22 protein-coding genes and 1 pseudogene are annotated in these 22158 nt (G+C 73.7%); 8 read left to right on the plus strand and 15 right to left on the minus strand.

What is annotated here, in order from left to right:
• Positions 1-201: 201 nt before the first annotated feature.
• Positions 202-1506, minus strand: a complete 1305-nt coding sequence (locus tag AB0M46_RS37275) for an NtaA/DmoA family FMN-dependent monooxygenase (protein ID WP_363344081.1) — start codon at positions 1504-1506, stop codon at positions 202-204.
• 122 nt (positions 1507-1628) lie between these two features.
• Here AB0M46_RS37275 and AB0M46_RS37280 point away from each other — a divergent pair, with 122 nt between their 5' ends.
• From AB0M46_RS37280 to AB0M46_RS37290, 3 genes are read left to right on the plus strand one after another with little or no spacing between them, the layout of a single operon-like run.
• Complete coding sequence (locus AB0M46_RS37280) at positions 1629-2570, plus strand: NADP-dependent oxidoreductase (protein ID WP_363344083.1); 942 nt, start codon at positions 1629-1631, stop codon at positions 2568-2570.
• Between the two features lie 7 nt (positions 2571-2577).
• Complete coding sequence (locus tag AB0M46_RS37285) at positions 2578-2961, plus strand: MerR family transcriptional regulator (protein WP_363344085.1); 384 nt, start codon at positions 2578-2580, stop codon at positions 2959-2961.
• Between the two features lie 60 nt (positions 2962-3021).
• Positions 3022-3972 carry an NADPH:quinone oxidoreductase family protein gene (locus tag AB0M46_RS37290; RefSeq protein ID WP_363344087.1) on the plus strand — a complete coding sequence of 317 codons (951 nt, stop codon included), beginning with the start codon at positions 3022-3024 and terminating at the stop codon, positions 3970-3972.
• Between the two features lie 24 nt (positions 3973-3996).
• Here the strand turns inward: AB0M46_RS37290 and AB0M46_RS37295 are convergent, their stop codons facing one another.
• The 7 genes from AB0M46_RS37295 to AB0M46_RS37325 all read right to left on the minus strand — a co-directional run bounded on the left by AB0M46_RS37295 (position 3997) and on the right by AB0M46_RS37325 (position 11761).
• The gene (locus tag AB0M46_RS37295; protein WP_363344089.1) at positions 3997-5586 is read right to left on the minus strand and encodes an ABC transporter ATP-binding protein; all 1590 of its coding nucleotides are present in this window, start codon (positions 5584-5586) and stop codon (positions 3997-3999) included.
• Positions 5583-6884, minus strand: a complete 1302-nt coding sequence (locus AB0M46_RS37300) for a hypothetical protein (RefSeq protein WP_363344091.1) — start codon at positions 6882-6884, stop codon at positions 5583-5585. Before AB0M46_RS37300 ends, AB0M46_RS37295 begins: the two co-directional genes overlap by 4 nt.
• Before the next feature lie 20 nt (positions 6885-6904).
• The gene (locus AB0M46_RS37305; protein WP_363344093.1) at positions 6905-7717 is read right to left on the minus strand and encodes an ABC transporter permease; all 813 of its coding nucleotides are present in this window, start codon (positions 7715-7717) and stop codon (positions 6905-6907) included.
• Positions 7707-8651 (minus strand): ABC transporter permease, encoded by a 945-nt coding sequence (locus AB0M46_RS37310; protein WP_363344095.1) that lies wholly within the window; start codon positions 8649-8651, stop codon positions 7707-7709. The genes AB0M46_RS37305 and AB0M46_RS37310 overlap by 11 nt, the downstream gene beginning before the upstream one ends.
• Positions 8635-9393, minus strand: a complete 759-nt coding sequence (locus tag AB0M46_RS37315) for a DUF1684 domain-containing protein (RefSeq protein ID WP_363344097.1) — start codon at positions 9391-9393, stop codon at positions 8635-8637. Before AB0M46_RS37315 ends, AB0M46_RS37310 begins: the two co-directional genes overlap by 17 nt.
• Entirely contained in the window at positions 9390-11024 is a 1635-nt protein-coding gene (locus tag AB0M46_RS37320; protein ID WP_363344099.1) for an ABC transporter substrate-binding protein, read from the minus strand. Before AB0M46_RS37320 ends, AB0M46_RS37315 begins: the two co-directional genes overlap by 4 nt.
• A gap of 107 nt (positions 11025-11131) precedes the next feature.
• Positions 11132-11761: a GntR family transcriptional regulator gene (locus AB0M46_RS37325; RefSeq protein WP_363344101.1), complete on the minus strand. Its 630-nt coding sequence runs from the start codon at positions 11759-11761 to the stop codon at positions 11132-11134.
• A gap of 214 nt (positions 11762-11975) precedes the next feature.
• Here AB0M46_RS37325 and AB0M46_RS37330 point away from each other — a divergent pair, with 214 nt between their 5' ends.
• From AB0M46_RS37330 to AB0M46_RS37340, 3 genes are all read left to right on the plus strand, one after another.
• Positions 11976-13031 carry an LLM class flavin-dependent oxidoreductase gene (locus AB0M46_RS37330; RefSeq protein WP_363344103.1) on the plus strand — a complete coding sequence of 352 codons (1056 nt, stop codon included), beginning with the start codon at positions 11976-11978 and terminating at the stop codon, positions 13029-13031.
• Entirely contained in the window at positions 13028-14344 is a 1317-nt protein-coding gene (locus AB0M46_RS37335) for an NtaA/DmoA family FMN-dependent monooxygenase (protein ID WP_363344105.1), read from the plus strand. The genes AB0M46_RS37330 and AB0M46_RS37335 overlap by 4 nt, the downstream gene beginning before the upstream one ends.
• A gap of 233 nt (positions 14345-14577) precedes the next feature.
• Positions 14578-15201: an SDR family NAD(P)-dependent oxidoreductase gene (locus tag AB0M46_RS37340; RefSeq protein WP_363344107.1), complete on the plus strand. Its 624-nt coding sequence runs from the start codon at positions 14578-14580 to the stop codon at positions 15199-15201.
• A gap of 128 nt (positions 15202-15329) precedes the next feature.
• Here the strand turns inward: AB0M46_RS37340 and AB0M46_RS37345 are convergent, their stop codons facing one another.
• The 3 genes from AB0M46_RS37345 to AB0M46_RS37355 all read right to left on the minus strand — a co-directional run bounded on the left by AB0M46_RS37345 (position 15330) and on the right by AB0M46_RS37355 (position 17366).
• Positions 15330-16523 (minus strand): LLM class flavin-dependent oxidoreductase, encoded by a 1194-nt coding sequence (locus tag AB0M46_RS37345; protein WP_363344109.1) that lies wholly within the window; start codon positions 16521-16523, stop codon positions 15330-15332.
• A gap of 17 nt (positions 16524-16540) precedes the next feature.
• Complete coding sequence (locus AB0M46_RS37350; protein ID WP_363344111.1) at positions 16541-16732, minus strand: hypothetical protein; 192 nt, start codon at positions 16730-16732, stop codon at positions 16541-16543.
• Between the two features lie 70 nt (positions 16733-16802).
• Positions 16803-17366 (minus strand): TetR/AcrR family transcriptional regulator, encoded by a 564-nt coding sequence (locus tag AB0M46_RS37355; protein WP_363344113.1) that lies wholly within the window; start codon positions 17364-17366, stop codon positions 16803-16805.
• Between the two features lie 102 nt (positions 17367-17468).
• Here AB0M46_RS37355 and AB0M46_RS37360 point away from each other — a divergent pair, with 102 nt between their 5' ends.
• Positions 17469-18413: an NmrA family NAD(P)-binding protein gene (locus tag AB0M46_RS37360; protein ID WP_363344115.1), complete on the plus strand. Its 945-nt coding sequence runs from the start codon at positions 17469-17471 to the stop codon at positions 18411-18413.
• A gap of 64 nt (positions 18414-18477) precedes the next feature.
• Here AB0M46_RS37360 and AB0M46_RS37365 read toward each other — a convergent pair whose 3' ends face one another.
• A complete protein-coding gene (locus tag AB0M46_RS37365; RefSeq protein ID WP_363344118.1) occupies positions 18478-19170 on the minus strand; it encodes a GNAT family N-acetyltransferase in 693 nt (230 codons plus the stop codon).
• A gap of 49 nt (positions 19171-19219) precedes the next feature.
• Positions 19220-19708 (minus strand): flavin reductase family protein, encoded by a 489-nt coding sequence (locus AB0M46_RS37370; RefSeq protein ID WP_363344120.1) that lies wholly within the window; start codon positions 19706-19708, stop codon positions 19220-19222.
• 646 nt (positions 19709-20354) lie between these two features.
• Here AB0M46_RS37370 and AB0M46_RS37375 point away from each other — a divergent pair.
• A complete protein-coding gene (locus AB0M46_RS37375) occupies positions 20355-20612 on the plus strand; it encodes a hypothetical protein (RefSeq protein WP_363344122.1) in 258 nt (85 codons plus the stop codon).
• 104 nt (positions 20613-20716) lie between these two features.
• Here the strand turns inward: AB0M46_RS37375 and gap are convergent, their stop codons facing one another.
• A complete protein-coding gene (gene gap / locus AB0M46_RS37380; protein ID WP_363344124.1) occupies positions 20717-21739 on the minus strand; it encodes a type I glyceraldehyde-3-phosphate dehydrogenase in 1023 nt (340 codons plus the stop codon).
• Between the two features lie 167 nt (positions 21740-21906).
• Positions 21907-22158: pseudogene (locus AB0M46_RS37385) on the minus strand (hypothetical protein); the annotation flags it as partial.

Raw genomic sequence — 22158 nt, forward strand, 5'->3', positions numbered from 1 at the left:
GTTAAACAATCTTTCCGATCTGAAAAATAGGGAATAACATCAACGCATGTCGCTCACGTGGGGAGCGGGTCGCGGCTCTCGTCGCGGGACCGGCGCCGGTTGCGGCACCGGGCAGGGCGACGGCAGGACAAAGCCGGCGCGCGGCCCCGACCGGCGCCGACCGGGTGCGGCCGGTCGCCGGCGCGTCGGCGTCGGTCGCGCTCAGCCGGCGTCGCCGGGGCGCTCCAGGGGCAGGCCGAGGTTGTCGCGCAGGGTCGGGCCCAGGTAGTCGTCCTTGACGATGCCGCGCTTGCGCAGGTGGTGCAGCAGCCCGTTGACGACGTAGTCGTGCTGGACCGGGTCGTGTAGGCCGCCGACGGACAGCACGTCGAGCACGCCGGCCCGGAAGCGCTCCTCGACGGCGTCGGCGAGTTGCTCGGGGGTGCCGGCGACGTTCCAGTGGCCGGTGTCCTGCGCGGCGATGATGAGCTCGCGCAGGGTGTAGCCCCGCCGGATGTACCCGCTGAAGATCTCCACGCGGCCGCGCCGCCTGTGCACGCCGGACACGTCCGGCAGCAGGCTCTCGGGCAGCGGCTCGTCCAGCGCGGCCGCGGACAGGTCGACGCCGCCGCCGAGCATGTCGGCGACCAGGGCTCGGCCGGCCTCGAAGTCGATGGCGTCGTGGCGCTCGCGCACCAGCCGCCGCGCCTCCTCCTCGGTCGCGCCGAACGTGGCGTGGAACGAGCTGAAGATGAGCGGCAGTCCCGGCCGGCGACCCAGCTGCGCCGCGCGGCCGCGGATGCGATCGGTGTACTCGTGGGCGCTGTCCAGTGTGGACAGCGCGGTGAAGACCACCTCGGCGTAACGGGCGCCGAGCTCGATGCCGGCCGCCGACTGCCCGGCCTGGATCAGCACCGGCCTGCCCTGCGGCAGCGGCGGGATGTTGAGCGGGCCGGCGACGCTGAAGTGTTGCCCGGCGTGCTCGATCGGCCGGACCAGGCTCGGGTCGAGGATCGCGCGCCCGTCCGGGCCCAGCCGCAGCGCGCCCGGACGCCAGCTGTCCCACAACGCGTTGGCCACGTCGAGCGTCTCGGCGGCGCGGGCGTAGCGCTCCTCGGGGCTGGGCAGGCCGCCGGGGCCGAAGTTCTCCTCGCCGATGGCCGACGTGACGAGGTTCCAGGCTGCCCGGCCGTTGCTGACGTGGTCGAGTGTGCCGAAGAGGCGGGCCAGGTTGTACGGGTGGTGGAAGGTGGTCGACACGGTGGCGATGAGGCCGATCCGCGTCGTCACCTGGCTCAGCGCGGAGACGTACACCAGCGGCTCCTGCGCCCCGATGGTCCCCTGCGCGCCGAAGGTGAGCAGGTCGGGCACGAAGAGCGCGTCGATGCGGGCCGCCTCCGCGAGCTCCGCCACCCGCCGTGCGGTGTCCACTGTGGACCTCTCGGGGTCCAGGGCCAGCTCATATGGGCCGGGATGCCCGCCCGCGCCGGTGACGATGGCGAGGGTGCGGGGTGCGCGTGCCGTCATGGCACGACGATATTCCTATCATAACAGTATGAAAAGTGGCGGGCGTCACACATGATCGAGGGTGGCCGTCGCCGGGGCCGAGCTTGACCTTGACGTGTACGTCAAGGCCTAGCGTGCCGCACATGCGAAGTGACGAGATCAGGCTGGCCCGGCGACCGGGCGGCGCACCGGTGCTGGAGGACTTCGAGCCGGGCGTGCGGGAGCTGCCCGAGCCGGGCGACGGCGAGGTGGTGGTCCGCAACCGGCTCATGGCGCTCGGCGCGGCGATGCGGTCGCTGCTGGCCGGCGGGCTCGGGGTGGTGCCCGGCTACGAGGTCGGGGCGGCGCTCTTCGGCCGGGCGGTCGGCGAGGTGGTGGCCTCGGCGAGCCCGGACCTGCCGGTCGGCGCGACCGTGCTGCACGGGTTCGGGTGGCGCGAGTACGCGTCCGGCCCGGCGCAGCGCTTCCGCCGCATCGACGCGGGCGACGAGGTCGCCCTGCTCTCGGGCGGCCTGACCGCGTATGCCGGGCTGCGCGCCGCCGGGCTGCGGGCCGGCGAGACGGTGTACGTGTCCGGGGCGGCGGGCGGGATCGGCAGCGTGGCCGGCGCGGTCGCGCGGGCGCTCGGGGCAGGGCGGGTGATCGGCAGCACCGGCAGCGCGGGCAAGGTGGCGGCGCTGACCGAGCGGTTCGGCTACGACGCCGGGTTCCAGCACGGCGCCGAGGCGCTGCGCTCGGCGGCGCCGGACGGGGTGGACGTCGGGTTCGACACCGTCGGCGGGCCGGTGCTGGCCGACCTCGTCGGCGCGATGCGCCCGCACGGCCGCATCGCGCTGTGCGGGGCGCTCGCGGCGCAGCTCGGCGGCGCCGCCGACCCGCCGCTGGACCTGATGACGGTCATCGGCCGGCGGCTGTCCCTGCACGGGTTCACCCCGGCCGACGAGCCGCGCCACGAGGCGGAGTTCCTGGGTCTCGGGGTCGCGGTGCCGCACACCGTGGTCGACGGCCTCGCCGCGGCGCCGCGGGCCCTGCTCGACCTGTTCGCCGGTCGCTACAGCGGGACGGTCCTGGTCCGGTTGGCATAATGGGGTGATGCGCATCGGGGCACTGGCGCGGGCCGCCGGGACGACCACCAGGACGTTGCGGTACTACGAGCAGGAGGGCCTGCTCACCAGCGCCCGCACGCCGGCCGGCTACCGCGACTACGACCCCGCCGCCGAGCACCGCGTGCGCAACGTCCGCGAGCTGCTGGCGCTCGGCTTCACCATCGCCGACGTGCGGGAGTTCCTGCCGTGGCTCGACCGGGAGCTCCCGCCGACGTTCGCCGCCGGCGCCGGCTGCGCGGCCGCGATGCGCGTCGCCGAGGAGCGGCTCGCGCTCATCCGTCAGCGGCTGGACACGCTGACCCAGCTGCACGACAGCCTCGCGGCGCGCCTCGACCGCCCGGCGTTCGCCCCCGGCGCGCTCACCGGTTGACCTCGCGGGGGCGGCACGTGCCGAACGGGTCTGCACCGGGACCGTATTACGGTACAGACCATGAGAGCCGTGCAGTGTGCCCGTTTCGGTGGCCCGGAGGTTCTGCAGCTCGTCCACGTGCCGGAGCCGGTGGCAGCCGACGGGCAACTGCTCGTCGACGTCAGCGCGGCAGGGGTCAACTTCGCCGATACCAGCCGGATCGCCGGGTCGTACCGGCCGGCACCCGAGCTGCCGTTCATCCCCGGCACGGAGGTGGTCGGCCGGACGGCTGACGGCCGCCGCGTGCTCGCACCGATCTTCGGCGGTGGCGGTTTCGCCGAGCGTGCGGTCGTCGATGACGCGAATGTCGTGGCGGTGCCCGACACGGTGGCCGACGCCGAGGCGCTCGCGCTGCTCGTGCAGGGGCTGACCGCCTGGCACGTCCTGCAGAGCTGCGCGCGGATTCGCCCCGGCGAGACGGTCGTGGTCAACGCCGCGGCCGGCGGTGTCGGCTCGCTCGCTGTGCAACTGGCCAGGCACTTCGGTGCCGGGCGCGTCATCGCGACAGCCTCCACGGACGCCCGGCGTGACCTGGCACTGTCGCTCGGCGCGGACGTCGCCGTGTCCAGCGAGGCAGACGGTTACGCCGAGCGGGTCCTCGCCGCCAACGACGGCAGGCCGGTGGACATCGTCCTCGAGTCGATCGGCGGACGGGTGTTCGACGCTGGTCTTGCGATCCTGGCGAACTTCGGCCGTCTGGTCACGTTCGGCAACGCCTCCCGCGAAGGCCGCACGCCCGTCGACCCTGCCGCACTCGCGGACCGCAATGCCGCCGTCATGGGCTTCTGGCTGCGACCGGCCCTCACCGTTCCCGGCACGTACGCGGAGCCGCTGACCGAGATGTTTGCGCTCACCGCCGCCGGAGTGCTCAGACCGGCGATCCATGCCGCCTATCCCCTCGAGGACGTGCGCCGCGCCTTCGAGGATCTCCTCGCCCGCAGCACCACCGGCAAGGTCACCATCCGTCCCTGAGGTTTGACCCCGCCCGGGCCGGCGTTACGGGTACACCGGAAGGGTGGGAACCGCGGCGAGCAGTTCGCGGGTGTAGCGGTCGGCGGGGCGGTCGAAGACGTCGTCGGCCGGGCCGCGTTCCACCACGGCGCCGTCCTTCATGACCAGGACCTCGTCGCTGAGCTGCCGGATGACGGCCAGGTCGTGCGAGATGAACAGCATCGCCAGGCCGCGCTGCGCCTGCAGGCCCGCCAGCAGCTCGAGGATCTGGGCCTGGATGGAGACGTCCAGCGCGGACACCGGCTCGTCGCACACCAGCAGCTCGGGGCCGGTGGCCAGGGCCCGGGCGATCGCGACGCGCTGGCGCTGGCCGCCGGACATCTCGGCCGGGCGGCGGTCGGCCAGCGACGTGTCCAGGCCGACGGTCTCCAGGAGTTCGGCGACGCGCCGGCGCCGGGCTGCCCGGTCGCGTTGCGTCCGCAGCGCCTCGGCGACGACCTGGCCGGCGGTGAAGCGGGGGTCGAACGCGCCGAGCGGGTCCTGCTGGATGAGCTGGATGCGGCCGCGCTGCGGGCGGCGGCGCCGCTCCGGCACCGAACTCCAGGGGGTGCCGGCGAAGCGGACGTCGCCGTCGTCGGGGCGCAGCAGGCCGAGGGCGATGCGGGCCACGGTGCTCTTGCCGGAGCCGGACTCGCCGACGACTCCGAGGGTGCGCCCGGCGGTGACGGTGAACGAGACGTCGCGCACGGCGGCGTGGTCGGTGCCGTCGGGGCGGCGGTAGCGCTTGCTGACCTCCCGCACCTCGAGCAGCGCCGGGCCGGGGGGCCCGTCCGGGTCCCGGCGGGGCCGGCCGGTGGGGACCGCGGCGAGGAGCCGGCGCGTGTACGGGTGCCGGGCCGCGCCGAGCACCGATGCCGGGGGCCCCGACTCGACGACGACGCCCTCGCGCATCACCAGGATGTGGTCGGCCATGCGGGCCACCACGGCCAGGTCGTGGCTGATCATGAGCAGCGCGGTGCCGCCGGCCTTGAGCTCCTCCAGCAGGGTCAGGACCTGGGCCTGCACGGTGACGTCGAGGGCGGTGGTCGGTTCGTCGACGACGAGGACCGGCGGGTTCGCGATGGTGGCGGAGGCGATGAGGGCCCGCTGGCGCAGGCCGCCGGAGAGCTGGTGGGGGTACTGCTGCGCCCGCACCGCCGCCTCCGGGACCCCGGCGTCGGCGAGGGCGTCGACCACCCGGCCGGGCCGCAGGGCGCGCGAGATCAGGCGGTGCCGGCGCAGCGGCTCGCCGACGTCGCGGTGCACCCGGTGCAGCGGGTTGAGCGAGCCGAGCGCGTCCTGCGCGACGAGCCCGATGTCGCGGCCGCGCAGGTGCCGCCACTCGGCCTCGGTCAGCGTGGTCAGGTCCCGGCCGGAGAGCCGCAGCCCGGCGGCGGTGACGGTGGCGGCCGGGCCGGCCAGGCCGAGCAGGGCGCGGGCGGTGGCGCTCTTGCCGGAGCCGGACTCGCCGACGATGGCCAGGCACTGTCCCTTGTGGAGGGTGAAGGAGATGCCCCGGACCGCCTCGACGGTACCGCGGGCGGTGCGGAACGTGACGTGCAGGTCGTCGGCGGCCAGGACCGGGTCGGGGCTCACCGCGCCGCCACCGCGGCATCCCGGCGCAGGTCGGCGATCCAGCGCGCGTCGCGCCGCGACCGGCGCCGGTGCTGGCGGTCGGCCAGGATGTCGGCGGCCCGGGCGGCGTCCCCGCTGCGGGCCAGGGCGTCGCACAGCGTGTCCACGACGATGTCCTGCTGCAGGCGGCTGCCGCCGACGAGGGCCACCGCCGCGACCACGCCGCCGAGGTGCTGCGCGGCCACGTCGTAGCGACCGTCGGCGTGCGCGGTGACGCCGTCGAGGACGGCGAGGACGACGTCGCGGTTGGGCCGGGTGGTCTCGGCCGCCCAGGCGGCGCGGAGGGCGACGAGGCCTTCCCGGTCGGCGGCGGCCAGGGCGAGGGCGGCGTGCACGTCGAACAGCGCGCCGCGCGCGGCCGCGAGCTGGGCGCGGGCGAGCTCGGCGACCGGGCGCCACGGCAGGGCGGTGTGGCCGTCGATCCGCAGCCGCCACAGCACGGCGGCGGCGTCGACGAGCGTGGTGCGGCGGGTGGAGACGCCGGGGTCGATGGCGGCGTGGTAGCGCCGCAGCCCGAGTTCGGTGTCGTCGTGCTCCAGCGCCACGAGCGCGTGGTGCCAGCGCAGGTGCGTCTGCAGCGGCGAGTGCGGGTGCCGGGTGGCGAACCAGCCGTTGAGGAACGACTCCACGGTGGCGATGCGCCCGGTCTCGTGCAGCACGTGGACGTACCCGTGACAGGCGGCGCGGTTGTCGGGCCGGTCCCGCAGCGAGCGCTCCGCCGCGGCCTCGGCCTGCTCGAACTGCCATGCCTCCTCCAGCTCCAGCGCGCAGATCCCGGCCAGCGCCCAGTCGTCCGGGAACGCGGCCGCCGACGGCGCGGCCAGCGCGAGTACGCCGTCGCGGCCGGTGCCCGCGGCGATGCGCCGGCCGCTGAGCAGCCCGGCGGCGAACCCGAGTACGAGCAGGTCGCCGGGGTGGGCCTCCAGATGCTCGGCGTAGGCGGCGAGGTGGGCGGGCGGCGCGGTGACGAGGTCGATCTGGCGGACCTCGCGCGGGCCGAGCCGGTCGGGGTGCTCGCGGCGCAGCCGGACGGCGGCGGTGAACGCCTCCCGGGCCTCGGCGTCGCGGCCGGCCGAGGCCAGGCTGAGCCCGAGCCCGAGGTACGCGACGGCGAGGCCAGGGTCGAGCGCGGTCGCCTGGGCGAAGCCGTCGACGGCGGTGTCGTCGAGAGCCAGGTACGCGTCGACGGCGTCGAAGTAGGCCGCGGCGGCCTGCGGGTCCTCGGTGGACACGCGCTGCCCGTAGCGGTCGGTGGGCACGGGGGTACCTCCAAAATGGCTCACGGCCGGACCGAGCCGATGCCGAAGCGGTTGCGCAGGTCGCGACCCAGGATGGTGACGGCGACCGCGGTGACGGTGATGAGCAGGCCCGGGAAGACCCCGGCCCACCAGGCGACGGCCAGCGTCGAGCGGCCCTCGGCGAGCATCGCGCCCCACTCCGGCGTCGGCGGCTGGGCGCCGAGGCCGAGGAAGCTCAGCCCGGAGGCGAAGATGACGGCCACCCCCAGCCCGAGCGTCGCGGTCACCAGCAGCGGCCCGGCCGCGTTGGGCAGGATGTGCCGCCACAGCGAGGTCCACGGGCCGACGCCGAGCCCGGTGGCCGCCTCGACGTAGCCGGCGTTGCGGACCACGAGCAGCCGGGAGCGCAGCAGGCGGGCGTAGCCGGGCATGTCGGCCAGGCCGATCGCCAGCAGCAGGCTGAGCTCGCCCCGGCCGGCGATGGTGACCACGACCAGCGCCAGCAGCAGTGCCGGGAACGACAGCAGCACGTCGAGGACCCGGCTGACGACGCTGTCGGCGAACCGGCCGCCGAGCGCGGCCAGGACGCTCACCGGCACGGCCACGAGCAGCGCGACGAGCGTCGCGCCGGCGGCGATGCGCAGCGAGTGCCGGGCGCCGTAGACGGCCCGGGCGAACAGGTCCCGGCCGAGCTGGTCGGTGCCGAACCAGTGCCCGGCGCCCGGCGGGCGGAACGAGGCGAGCGGGTCGGTTGCGTTCGGGTCGTGGCCGGTGAGCAGCTGCGGCCACAGCGCGGCGCCGACGACGGCGAGGATGACCAGCGCCGCGGCCGATACGGCGAGCCTACGTCCCATCGCGACGCACCCTCGGGTCGATGACGAGATAGGAGGCCTCGACGAGCAGGTTCACCGCGACGTACACGGCGGCGGCCAGCATGACCACGCCGGTCACCATCGGCAGGTCCTTGTTCGTCACGGCGGTCAGCGCGACCTGGCCGAGCCCGGGCCGGCCGAAGACCTGCTCGATGAGGACCGAGCCACCGAGCAGGCTGCCGACGAACCAGCCGGTGAGCGTGGTGGCCGGGACCAGGCAGTGCCGCAGCGCGTGCCCGGTCCGCACGGCCAGCGCACCGGCGCCGCGGGCCCGGGCCGCGGTGACGAACGGCTGGGCGAGGGCGGTGTCCATCTCCTCGCGCAGCACCTGGGCGAGGGTGCCGGCGATCGGCAGGGCGACCGCGACGGCCGGCAGCACGAGACTGCGCCAGGTGCCGGCCTCGATGACCGGGAACAGGTGCCAGCGCAGCGACAGGAACGTGATGAGCAGGATGCCCAGCCAATACTGCGGCAGCGACACGGCGACCATCTCCAGCCCGGAGAACAGCGCCCGGGCGGCGCGGCTGCGCTCGGGGACCAGCACCGCCGCGCCCACCGCCAGCAGTACCGCGAGCAGCAGCGCCGCCCCCGCGAGCTGGACGGTGGGCAGCACCTGCTCGGCCAGGGCGCCCCACACCGGCCGCTGCAGCTGGTAGGAGGTGCCGAGGTCGCCGCGGGCCAGGTCGCCCAGCAGCCGCAGGTACTGCACCGCGACCGGGTCGTCCAGCCCGTAACCGGCGCGCACCTGGGCCTTGAGCTCCGGCGAGACCAGTGCCTGGTTGCCCATGATGATGTCGACCGGGTCGCCGGGGATCAGGTGCAGCATCGCGAAGCACAGCGTGGCGGCGCCCCACAGCTGCACGACCGCGATCGCCGCCCGGCGGGCGAGGCGGCCGGCGTCACGCCGGGTGGGCACGGCCCAGCACCGACCGCTCGCCCGCCTCGACCGCGGTCGTCAGCACGTTCTCCCGGGGCGGGAGCGGGCAGTTGTACCAGTCCGAGAACGCGCACGGCGGCAGGTACGCGCGGTTGAAGTCCACCACGTACCCCTCCGGCGCCGTGCGGGCCTCGACGAAGCGGCCCGGGCGGTACGTGCTCACACCGGTCGTCGCGTCGGCGAACACGAACCACAGGCCGCCGTGGCCCTCGAACGCCCGCACCCGGTGCTCGGCGTCGCCGAGGGTGAACGTCAGCTCGCCGGGCACGACGTGCGCGCGGACCACGTCGTCCCGCTGGTAGGGGATCGGGGTGGCCTCGGGCGCGGCGAACGGCTCGAACGTCGCCGGGACGCGGAAGCGCTCGTCGTACGGGTACCGGTCGATGCCGGCGAAGTCCGTCCGGCCGGGCGCGGCGTGCTCGTAGGTGCGCACCACCGGCCCGTCCTCCCGCGCGAACGTCCGGATCGTCACGCCGGGTGCCTCGAGGTCGCCCTCGACGAACGCGGTGCCGGTCACCGGCGCGCCGTCCTTGCTCAGCGGCGCGCCCGGCTCGACGGTGACGGTGAGCCGACCGTCCTGGACGCTCCAGGTGCCGGGCACGCCGTCGATGACGATCGGCTCCGCGACCGGGTACGTGCCGGTCAGGGCGGTGTGGCCGGCCGGGCCGGCCACCTCCTCGGCGCGCGCGGCCAGCCAGGCCTCGAAGTCGTCGGTGCTCACTTGGTCCGCCACACGGTGTAGAAGGAGTCCGGGTACCCGGAGACGGTGAACTGCACGCCCTGCACGGCGTTGGAGGCGCCGAGGAGGTACTGCGGGACGTAGATCGGCACCGCCGCGGCGTTGTCGATGACCCACTTCTGCAGCGGCTTGTAGGCCGCCGGCCGGTCCTCCTGCCGCAGCGCCGTGGTGCCCTGGCTGAGCCACTGGTCGACCTGCGGGTCATCGACGCCGGCGTAGTTGGCGCCGCCCTTGGTGGCCACGAACTTCGACGACCACACGTTGTAGAGCATGTCCGGGTCGGCCCGCTGGTTGCTCTGGTCGGCGATGTCGTAGTCGCCGGCCTTGGTCCGGGCCGAGAACGTGCCGGCGTCGAGGCCCTGCACGCTCACCTCGAAGCCGAGTTTCTTGGCGTTGTCGGCGATGGCCTGGGCGACGACGTCGCGCTGCTCGCGCATGACGGTGCTGTTCTGGACCCAGCCGACGGTCAGGCGCTTGCCGTCCTTGGTGCGGTACCCCTGCGCGTCCTTCTGCTGCCAGCCGGCCTCGTCGAGCAGCCGGTTGGCCAGCGTCAGGTCCTGCGGCCAGCTGTTCTCCAGCGTGCTGTCGTACGAGTACGGCGTGCTCGGCGTCAGCGGGCTCCAGGCGCGCGGGAAGCGGCCCGCATAGACCGACTTAACGATGTTATCGATGTCGATGCCGCGCTGGAACGCCTGGCGCACCTTGACGTCGTCGAACGGGGCCCGCTTGGTGTTGAGGTACGCGGTGAACGGCGTGCCGGCCGCGGTCGCGCTGAGCACCCGCACCCCGCCGCCGGCCTCGAACGACGCCGCGGTCACCGGCGGCACGTTCGCGGCGAGCTGGGCCTGGCCGCTGCTGACCGCGCCGACCCGGATCGCGTTCTCCGGCAGGAAGCGGACCTCGACCTTGTCCAGGTACGCGGCGCCCTGGTGCGCTGCGCCCTCCGGCGGCCAGTTGTAGGCGTCGTACCGCGCGAACGTGAGGCTCTGCCCCTTGGTGTACGTGGCCGTGGTGAACGGCCCGGTGCCCACGGCCGCGCCCGGTCCGCCGGCGCACAGGGCGGCCTGGCCCTTCGCGAGTGCCGCCGGGGACTGGATGCCGAGCACGGAGAACGACACCAGCTGCAGGAACGGGGCGAACGGCGACTTGAGCTTGACCACGAGGGTGCTCGGGTCGGTCGCGGTCGCCGAGGCGAACGGCAGCGAGCCGGCCAGCGGGGCCTTGGTCGCCGGGTCGGTGAAGTGGTCGAAGGTCGCCTTGGCCGCGGTCGCGTCGAGCTTCGTGCCGTCGTGGAACGTCACGCCGTCGCGCAGATGGAAGGTGTACGCCGTACCGTCGGCCGAGACGTCCCAGGAGCTGGCCAGCCAGGGGTGGAAGGCGCCCTTCGCGTCCTGGTAGATCAGCGAGTCGTACACGTTGCGCTGCAGGATCTGCGTGGCGATCTGGCTCGGGGCCGCGGGGTCGAGGCAGGTGGGTTCGACATCGGTGGCGAACACGACGGTGCCGCCGCGCACGGGGGCGCCGGACGCGGCGCCGTCACCGGGCGAACCGGTGCTGCTGCATGCGGCCAGCAGCGTCACCGACGCTGCCGCCACGGCCAGCCTGCGGACCATGATTACTCCAGTATTCAGACGTGATTGCTATGAAATCTGCCCGAGCGTATACACGCGTCGACGCTCGGACAAGGGGCTGCTACCTGTGACGTAGCTTGCTTGAGGTGTTACGCGCCGGCGGCGAGCTTCGCCAGGCGGGCCTCGCGGGAACGGTCCAGGTGGGCCACGAGGGCCCGCCGCGCCTCCTCGGCGTCGCCGGCCTCGATCGCGTCGACGACCTTCCCGTGCTCGGCCGCGGCCTCCTCCCGGTCGGCGAGGGTCGGCTCGTCGGCGTCGTACACGGCCAGCAGTGTGTCGAGCCGCTCCAGCAGGTCGATGATCGTGGCGTTGCCCGCCGCGGCGCGCAGGGCCTTGTGCCAGGCCGCGTGCAGCTCGCGCAGCTGCACCGGGTCGTCGGTCGCCGCCGCCTCGCCGGTCAGGTGCCGCAGCCGGGCCAGGTCGAACGCCGAGCGCCGCCCGGCCGCCGCGGCCGCGCACGTCGACTCGAGCGCGATGCGGGCCGCGTAGATCTCCAGCAGCTCCTCGGGGCTGCGCGTGCGCACCCGGTAGCCGCGCCGGTCCCGCTCCAGCAGTGCGTCGCGCTCCAGCATCGCGAGGGCCTCGCGCACCGGCGTCCGCGACACCCCGAGCCGCTCCGCGAGCACCGTCTCCAGCAGCACTGTGCCCGGCGCGATCCGGCCGGTGACGATCTCGTCGCGCAGCCGCTCGTACTGGGTCGAGGCCGAGTCGCGGTTCACCGGGTCTCCTTCGGGGCAGTGTTGACAGCCGAATACGTGTCGCATCCGCGATCGTGGCGGGCCTCGGGTGGCCGTGCCCCCGGCGATGGCCGCCGAGTTCGCCGATTATCTCCGCCCGCCGCCGTGCCGCAACCGCCACTGTCGCTTTCGATGTGCCGCCGGCCACGTCCGGGATCCTCGACAATTAGCTATCAAGTCGATAGGTTTTATAGGTATGACGTTAGTGCTCGCCGTCGAGATCGACGGGGACGGGGCTCATCCGGCCGCCTGGCGGCGGGCCGCTCATCCGCGGGCCGAACTGGTCACGCCCCGGCGCGTGCGGCACGTGGCCGAGGTGGCCGAGCGGGCCGGGTTCGCGCTGGTGACCCTGGACGACGACCTGGTGACGCCCGGACGGATCGGCAGCGTGGAGCGGGCGGGCTTCATCGCCGCCGCGACCAGCGTGCTCTCCGTCGCGCCCGTGGTGTCGACGACCTACACCGAACCCTTCCACGTCTCCTCGCAACTCGCCTCCGTCGACCACATCTCGGCGGGACGGGCCGGGTGGGTCGTCGCCGCGAGCCCGCAGCCCGAGGTGGCCGCGGCGTGGGGGCGTCCCGCCGCCGATCCGGCGCAGGAGGCCCGGGATTCGGTACTCGTCGTGCGTGAACTGTGGGACTCGTGGGAGGACGACGCCGTCATCCGCGACGTCGCCACGGGCCGATACCTCGACCGGGACCGGCTGCACTACATCGACCACCGGGCCGCGACGTACTCGGTGAAGGGGCCCGCCATCGTGCCCCGGCCGCCGCAGGGGCAACTCGTGGTGTTCGCCGCGCACGGTCTGGTGCCCGACGCCGAGCTCGACGTCGCGCTCGTCGGCGGCGGGAATGTGGATGCGGTGCTGGCCGCGGCCGCCAAGACCACGACGCCGCGCACCTTCGTGGAACTCGAGGTCGCCCTGGACACGGCGGCGGCCGACGGCGTCGATCGGGTCGCCGAGCTGGACGCGTATGCGCCGTGGGTGTCGCGGGGGCACCTGCGGTACACCGGAAGCCCCGAAGGCCTCGTGACACTGCTGCGCAACCTCGCGGGCCGCGGCGGCGTGGACGGGGTCCGGCTGCATCCCCTCGTGCTCGATGAGGACCTGGCCGTGCTTTCGCAGTACGTCATCCCGGCATTGATCGCAGCGCGCGTCGCGAGCCGGCCGCTGCCGGGGCACACGCTGCGCCAGACGCTCGGACTGCCGCGTCCGAGCAGCCGCTACGCGACCCTGGGAGGCGCCGCATGACCCGCACCGACCCCGCCGACGTGCCCCGGCCGGACGCGCAGGTGCATTTCGGCGTCTTCTTCCAGGGCGTGAACTACTGGACGATCTGGTCGGACCCGGCGAGCGGGTCGCAGATCTCCCCGGAGTCCTACCGCCGCGTGGCCCAGACCGCCGAGCGTGGCCTGTTCGACGCGTTCTTCCTCGGCGAGGGCCTGCGGCTGCGCGAGGTCGCCGGGCGGGTCCACGACCTCGACGTCGCCGGCCGCCCCGACGCGATCACCCAGCTGTCGGCCCTGGCCGCCGTCACCGACCGCATCGGCCTGGTGTCGACCACGAACACCACGTTCAACGAACCCGCCGACCTGGCCCGCCGCCTGTCCGGCCTCGACCTGCTCTCCGACGGCCGGGCCGGCTGGAACGTCGTGACCACCGACAATGCCTGGACGGGCGAGAACTTCCGCCGCGGCGGGTTCCTCGACCACGCCGACCGGTACAAGCGCGCCGAGCAGTTCCTCAACGCGGCCCGCGCGATCTGGGACGGCTGGGGCGTTACCGAGACCGTTCGCGTCCGAACGGACCAGTTCACGGTCGACGCCCCGCCGACCCTGCCCCGCAGCCGCCAGGGCCACCCGGTCATCTTCCAGGCCGGCGACTCCGGCGAGGGGCGCGACTTCGCCGCCCGAAACGCCGACGTCATCTTCTCCGCCCACGGCACCGAGTTCGACGACGCCCTGGCGTTCGCCGACGACATCCGCGCCCGCCTGCGCGCCGCCGGCCGCCCGGAGGACGACATCCGCATCCTGCCGGGCACGGCGATCGTCATCGGCGACACGCCAGCCGAGGCCGAGGAGAAGGCCGACTGGGTCCGCCGCGAGCAGATCACCCCGGCCACCGCGCTGGCACAGGCGAGCCTGGTGTGGAACCTCGACCTCAGCGGGTACGACCCGGACGGCCCGCTGCCGAAGGAGGATCCGCTGCCGCCCGACGACAGCGGCGCGTTCGGGACCACCCGCGTCTCCAACGCCGAGAGCATCGTGCGGCAGTGGCGCGAGGCCGCCGACGCCAACAACTGGTCGATCCGCGAGACGGTCATCCACCTGGGCGCCCGCTCCCGCGGGCACGTCGGCACGCCGCAGGCCCTCGCCGACAAGTTCGCGCACTTCGTACGGCACGGCGCGCTGGACGGCTTCAACGTCTCGCCGTATCTGGTGCCGCACGGGCTGGACGACATCGTGGAGCGCCTGGTCCCGGCGTTGCAGGAGCGCGGGGTGTACCGCACCGCCTACACCGGGACCACGCTGCGCGAACACCTCGGCCTGCGCCCCCGCCCGTGACTCGCCACCGAACCTGACCCGCGGCGCGTGCCGGTCGCGATCGGACCTGGCGCGCCGCGGCCACCCGGGCGGCAAGGTCGCGCTCATCCCGTGGTGTCGCAGCGGGTGACCCACGCGTGCTCGGCCCCGGTGACGGCGACAACCGGGGCCGGCAGCGGCGATGATGTTCGTGAGGTCACCGGCGGGGAACGCTAGCCATCACGAACGTCACGCACGTTGACAAGGAGCAGCACATGGCCGGACTGATCGTCGTTGGCGCGGGGCCGCTGATCGGCACGTCGACCGCCCGGAGGTTCGCCGCCGACGGGGTGCCCGTGGCGGTGATCGCCCGCTCGGAGGCATCGGTCCGGGGCCCGTTCCCCGGCTTCACCGCCGACGTGACCGACGAGGCCGCGATCCGTTCCGCGCTGGACCGGGCCATCGCCGCAATCGGGGTGCCGGACGCGGTGCTGTACAACGCCGCCCACATCCGTTACGACGAGCTCGGCGACCTCTCCGCCGCGCAGCTGCTGGACACGCTCGCCGTCAACGTCGTCGGCGGCGTCACCGTCGCAACCCACCTGGCCCCGGCGATGGTGGCCAACGGCGGCGGCTCGCTGCTGTTCACCGGCGGCATGGCGGAGCCGATGCCGGCCGTGGCCTCACTCTCGCTGGGCAAGGCCGGCCTGCGCACGGTCGCCGACCTCCTGCACGCACAGTACGGCGACCAGGGACTGCACGTCGCGACCGTCACCGTCTGCGGCGTGGTGAAGCCGGGCACGCCGTACGACCCCGATCTCATCGCGGAGGAGTTCGCCGCCCTGCACCGCGAACCCCGCGACGCCTGGCGCCACGAGGTCATCTTCCGGCGCTCGTAGGGCGCGGCGGCGTGTTCCCTTTCCTTGGGGCGATTTTTAGGGGCGACCGTGGCGGCGGTCGCCTGCTCAGGTGCGGGTGAACGTGCGGCGGTAGTCGCGCCGCACCTGCACCCCGGCCTCGACGGTGGTCATGCGTTGCCGCGGCGGGCCCACTCGCCGGCCAGCAGCTCGTAGGAGCGCACCCGGTCGGCGTGGTCGTGGGTGATGGTGGTGACGGCCAGCTCGTCGGCGCCGGTAGCGTCGCGCAGCTGTTCGAGCTTGTCGGCTACGGTCTGCGGGGAGCCGACCAGCTGCGTCTCGACGCGGTCGCGGACGAGGTCGCGGTCCTCCTCGGTCCACTCGTGCCGGGCCGCCTCCTCGGGCGTGGGGAAGGGGATCGCGCCCGAGCCGGCGCGGATGCTGCGGACCCACAGGCCGTATCCGGAGGCGAGGACCGCGGCGTGTTCGTCGGTCTCGCCGACCACGACGTCGGCGGAGACGGAGACGTGCGGACGGTCGAGCTCCGCGGACGGGCGGAACGCGGCCCGGTACGCCTCGACCGCGTCCAGGACGGTGCTCGGGCTGTGGTGATAGGAGGCCGCGAACCGCAGCCCCCGCTCGCCGGCGACGGTCGCGCTGGAGCCGCCGGACGCGCCGAGGATCCACACCTGGATCGCGGCGCCCTCGCCGGGGTAGGCACTGACCGCGACCCCGTTCGGGGACACGTACGTGCCGGCCAGGAACGCGAGGATGTCGCTGATCTGCGAGTCGTAGCTCGGCGTGTACGCGCCCGGCTGCTGCAGCAGGTCCAGCTGGGTGGCCACCTTCGTCGCCGACGTGGCGAGCAGGCGGCTGAAGTCGAACTGCTTCGGCAGCAGCAGCCCGTTGCCGGTCCGCTGCTCGGTCGCGTGGTCGCCGCCCCCGCGGTTCGCCGCGTACGCCGAAACCGCCGCGACCAGCGGCTGGCCCGCGTCGGTGCCCTCGGTGGCCGCGGGCTTCTGCCGCCCGATGGAGCGGCCCAGGCCGAGGTCGAGCCGGCCCGGGTACACCGCGTCGAGCAGCCCGAACTCCTCGACGGTGGCGAGGGGCTGCCGGTGCCCGAGCTGGACCCCGGCCGAGCCGATGCGGATGGCGCTGGTGGCCCCGGCGACCAGCGCGATCGACACGGCCGGCGACGCGCCGAGCACGCCCGGGTTGAGGTGGTGCTCGGCGAACCAGTACCGCTGGTAGCCGAAGCGCTCGGCCTGCCGCGCGAGGTCGATGGCGTTGCGCACCGCGGTGGCGTTGTCGACGCCGCTGCTGCGCGGGATGAGGTCGAGGACGGCCAGGGGTGTCGCGCTCATGGTGTTCCTTTCGAGCCTCAGCCGAGGATTCGCGCGCCAGTCGGTCCGGCCGCGCTGTCCCGGGCGATCCCGGCCGGGAACCGGTTGGTGCCGGAGGTCCGCACGGCACCGGTGGGGCCGCCCGCGCGTCGGCTGCGCCGGGCCGGGTGGTACGCGGCGGTGACGCCGGGCACCCCGGCGCCGCTGATGCCGACGTCATAGGGGCGCATTGATCGAACGATAGAGGCTCGCCGGGCGAATGTCTACCTATCAGATAGGATTAGCAGGGCGTCGGCGGTGCTACGCCGGGCTGACGCCCGCGATGGTCAGGCGCAGGAGGCGGTTCGCCTCCCCGCCGGCGTCCGGGTGGTGCTCGGTGGCCAGCGCGATGCCGGTAACCAGGTTGAGCAGGTCGGTGATGGTCGCGCCCGGGGTCAGGGCGCCGTCGGCCGCGGCGCGGCGCACCAGGGGGTCGCCGGCCTCGGTCAGCCGCGCGGTGGCGCAGTGCTCGTGGGCCTCGCCGGGGTCGGCGACGTGGTCGCGGTTGAGGGCCTCGGCCAGCCCGCGGATGGTGGCGGCGAACGACAGTACGGCGTGCAGCCATTCCAGCAGCGCCGAGCGGCCGTCCGGGTGGTCTTCCAGGCCTCGGGCCCGCTCGCAGAGCGCGTCGACCTGCTTGCGGAAGACCGCCTCGAGCAGGGCGTGCCGCGTCGGGAAATGCCGGCGTACGGTGCCGGATCCGACCCGCGCCGTGCGGGCGATCTGTTCCAGCGACGCGTCGGCACCCTGCTCGGCGATCGCCTGCTCGGCCACGGACAGCAGGAGCGCGTAGTTGCGGCGGGCGTCCGCGCGCTGGCCGGTCATGGTGTCTCCACACGCTTGCTAAGTGGCGGGGTCCGCCGTATGTTAGCAGACACGGAAACGGCGGGGTGCGCCGTTTCTGCTTCCCGCTTTCCAGGAGGGCCCATGCCTGCTGATTCCGCTCCCGTGCTCGTTGTCGGCGCCACCGGCAAGCAGGGCGGAGCGTCCGCCCGTGCGCTGCTGGCGGCCGGGATTCCCGTAAGGGCAGTGGTTCGCGACCCGCAGAGCGACCGGGCGTCGTCCGTCGCCGCCCTGGGCGCGGACCTCGTGCAAGGCGACCTGCGAGACCCCGGCTCGCTGGCCGGGGCGGTGCGCGGCGTCCGGGCCGTGTTCTCGGTCCAGTTGGCCGAGGAGAAGGACGGCACATTCGACTTCGATGGCGAACTGCGGCAGGCGGCCAACCTGATCGCGGCCGCACGCGCCGCGGGGGTACCGCAGTTCGTGCACACGTCCGTGTCGGGCTCCGGCCGGCTACCGGCCGCGCCCGGCTACGACTCCGGCCGATGGGCACCCCTGGAGCCGTACTACGCCGCCAAGTCCGGCATCGAGAACCTGGTCCGGCAAGCGGGCTTTCCGCTCTGGACACTGGTCAAGCCGGGCTTCTTCATGGAGAACTTCCTGCCCTCCATGGCGTACCTGCTGCCCCGCGGCGCCGAGGGCGGCATCGTGACCGTGCTGAGGCCATCGACGCGACTGTCCCTGGTCGCGGTCGACGACATCGGCACGACGGTGGCCGCGGCCGTGGCCCAGCCGCAGCGCTTCCACGAGGTCGAGCTCGAGCTGGCGAGCGACTACCTGTCGCTGGAGGAGATCGCCGAGATTCTGTCCCGCGCCCTCGGCGTCGCGCTCACCGCGCCCGACATGACCGAGCCGGAGGCCCTCGCCGCGGGCATGCCGGCGTACGCGGGCCTGCCGATGGAGCTGATGAACGTGGCCGGACAGCCGGCGCGCCCGGAGTTCGCGCGCGCGCTCGGCATCCGGCTCAGCTCGTTCGAGGAGTGGGCGCGGGAACACCTGGCTCCGGCCCGTGCCGGGCGGCACACCGCCTGACCGCCGTCGCGGCGTGTTCGCCCCAGCCCGGTCTCCGCATGGCCTTCGATCGTTGCGGGCCGGGTCAGGCCGCCGGCTTCCCGGGCGTCCGCACCACGCTGAACGTGGTGTGCCGGCGCAGCTTGAAGCCGAGGGACTCGTACAGCCGGATGGCGTTGGAGTTGGTCGCCGCGGCGTGCAGGAACGGCGTCTCGCCCCTGCGGCGGATGCCGGCCGCGACCGCCCGGACGAGCCGGGTGGCGAGCCCCTGCCCGCGGTGGGCGGGATCGGTGCAGACTGCGCTGATCTCGGTCCAGCCGGGCAGGTGCAGCCGTTCGCCGGCCATCGCGACGAGCGCGCCGTCGCGGCGGATGCCCAGATAGGTGCCCAGCTCGATGGTGCGCGGCCGGAACGGCCCGGGCTTGGTCCGCTCGATGAGGGCGAGGATCTCCGGCACATCGGCGGCGGTGAGCCGCACCGCCTCCGGGTCGTCGGCGGCATCGACGGCGACGTCGACCAGCTGGACGCCGGCGTCGCGGGCGACGACGTCCCAGTCCTCCGGCGGCGTCAGGCTGGTGCCGGTCAGCGGGATCGTCGCGCCCGGGCCGACGAGTCCGGCGAGATCGTCCCACACCCGCTCGTCGGCCCGGTCCGAGACGGTGACGAACGGCGCGACGTCCGGGTGGTAACGGGCGGCCTGCCCCCGGATCTCCGCGAAGGACCGGTGGTACGGCCCGGTGAGGGCTGCCCAGACGACGCTGTCGAGCACCTCGCTCATGCGGTGCCGATCGGCGGGGTGGGGCGCGCCGGTGACGTGGACACGGGGCTCATCGGTTCCGGCCGTGGTGCAGGGTGCCGTACCGTCCGGCGTGGTAGACCAGCGGCGCCGCGAGCTCGTCGTCGGCGTGCTGGCCGGCGACCGGCGTGGCCAGCACGATCGTGTGGTCGCCGGCCGCGATCCGCTCGGTGACCCGGCAGACCAGGCGGGTCGGCACGCCGTGCAGCAGCGGCACACCGTCCAGGCCGGGCTCCCACGCGACGCCCGCGGCGAAGCGGTCGATGCCGCTGGTGGCGAACGTCCGGGCGATGTGCTCGTGCTCGTGGCCCAGGACATGGACGGCGACGGTGCGGGCGCGCTCGACGGTGCGCCACGTCGACGCGGTGCGGGACAGGCTGAACGACACCAGCGGCGGGTCGAGCGAGACCGACGTGAACGATGTGGCGGTGAAGCCGGCCGGGGGAGCACCCGCCGCGGTGATCACCACGGCGGAAGCGGCGTGGTGGCGTAGCAGGCGCCGGAACAGGTCGGCGTCCACGGCGGATGTCTCCGGTCGGACGGGAGCGACGGTCATCATGGGCCTCCGGGCGTGATGTGCGGACAGCATCGACCGCTCGGCCGGGGTGCTACGCCGAGGTGGTCTGCTGGGGATTCGACGGGGTTACGCCTACCCGGACGTGCGGGGGCGGTGAGCGCTGGTCAGGCGGGACAGCGCGACGACCCCACGCGACCGAAGTCGATGTGTCCGCGGATCGTCAGTCGCAACGCTGGTGCCATGGCGCAAGTGGAACAGTACCCGTCGATGGTGTCAACGCTCTGCGGTCAGTCCTGTCGCCCTTGTCACGACCACGGGGAAAATCATGGACTGTCGCATACTAATCACATAGGATTGCTAGGCTATGCCCGCTGCCGGCCTGCCCCGGAGGGGCGGCATCACGACAGTCGCGACGGTGTCGGCGGTGAAGGCGGCTGGCAGCTTCCCGATGTACCGCCGCTGATCTCCGATGTGGCGGAATGCGCAACGGCGGCAGTGCGGCGTGGGTCTGCTTGCTGGCGGTGGGACTCTCGCTGAGAGCTCGCCCGAGATGCCGCCGCGGGGGCGGAGGTATCCGCGAACCGGTTGCTGCCGGAAACCGGCTGAGCAAAGGTTGAAGACGAGGCGGATGCCGGCGGGGGTGGTCGTGGTGGAGCTCGCCGTCTTCTTGATTGTCCTGGTGGTGGTGGCGATCTTGTCGTCCGGTAGCGCGTGGATCGCCAGGCGCCGGAGCCGGGAGTCGCTCGGACTGCCGCCGGCTTCACTGCGAGGCGAGCGGGCCGAGGCCGTGCTCACCAAGTGGCTGCTGGCCGGGTACCTGTCGGCCGAACAGTACCGGCGCGACATGGCCATCCTTGCCGCGCGGGAGGCGCAACGCCATCCGCCGCTCACCCCCCTCGACCCGTGACCGCCCACCTGCGGGAGGGGATCTTGCGCGCGCTGCCGAACGCGTGGCGGCCGGACGACCAGGTCGAGGGGGAGTGGCGATCCGGCCGCCACGCGACGGGCTGGTTACGCGGCGGTGGCGGCGAAGCGCAGCGCCAGGTCGACCAGCCGGTTGGTGTAGCCCCACTCGTTGTCGTACCAGCCGAAGACCTTCACCAGGTGCCCGTCGGCCGCGGTGAGCCCGGCGTCGAACACGCACGACGCCGGGTCGCCGATGATGTCGCGGGACACCAGCGGCGCCTCGCTGTAGCGCAGGATCCCCGCCAGCGGACCGTCCGCCGCCGCCGCGAACGCGGCGTTGACCTGGTCGGCCGTGACGGCCTCGGACAGCCGGACGGTGAGGTCGGTCATCGAGCCGTTCTCGACCGGCACTCGCAGCGCGACCCCGCCGAGGCGCCCGGCGAGCTCGGGCAGCACCAGGCCGATCGCCTTGGCAGCACCGGTTCCGGTCGGGATGATGTTGGTGGCCGCCGTCCGGGCGCGGCGCAGATCCTTGTGCGGGGAGTCGAGGACGACCTGATCATTGGTGTACGCGTGCACCGTGGTCAGGAAGCCCTGCTCGACGCCGAACGCCCGGTGCAGGACCTGGGCCATGGGCGCGGCGCAGTTCGTGGTGCACGACGCCGCCGAGACGATCTCGTGCAGCCGCGGGTCGTACGTGCTGTCGTTGACGCCCGGCACGAGGGTTGCGTCGACGTCCTTGCCGGGCGCGGAGATGAGCACCTTGCGGGCGCCGGACTTGAGGTGCGTGATCGCGTCCTCGCGGCCGCGGAACCTGCCCGTCGACTCGATCACCAGGTCGACGTCCAGATCGGCCCAGGGCAGGAAGCTCGGGTCGCGCTGGCGCAGCACCTCGACGTAGTGCCCGCCGATCGTCAGGCCGCCGCCGGACGGGTCGACGTCCACGGTGGCGCGCAGCCGGCCGAAGGTCGAGTCGTACTCCAGCAGGTGCGCCAGCGTCGCCGTGTCGAACAGGTCGTTGATCGCGACGACGGCGATGTCCCGGCCGAGCAGGTCCCGCTCGACCAGGCACCGGACGAGATCCCGGCCGATCCGGCCGAAACCGTTGATGGCGACGCGGTACGTCATGGCTTCCTCCTTCACCGGTGGGGCAACGCTGCCCCATACCCTCACCCTCGCCCGTCAGGCGACCGCGCACACGGGCCGGAAGGCCTGTCGTGGAGAGTCCCCCGACTCGCGTGCGACGTGAACCGGTCCCGGGCCTGAGGCCCGGGACCGGTTGCGCGAGTGGTCGGTTACGCGGTGATGAGATCCTTGGCGGCGGTCCGCTCGGGCTCCGCGAAGCCCTGGCTGCGCGGCGTGCGGGCGGCGTGGATCAGGCCGGCCGCACCGACCAGGAACAGCAGCCCGGCGCCGAGGTAGGCCACCAGCGCGGCCTGGGCCGCCTTGGCACCGAACTCGCTGAAGCCGTACGAGGTGAGCAGCAGGCCGCGCAGGGTCTCGCCCTTGAACACCGTCTCGCGGGCGCCGTTGATGTCGGTGAGCTG

This window comes from Dactylosporangium sp. NPDC051485, assembly GCF_040682015.1.
Classification (GTDB): Bacteria; Actinomycetota; Actinomycetes; order Mycobacteriales; family Micromonosporaceae; genus Dactylosporangium.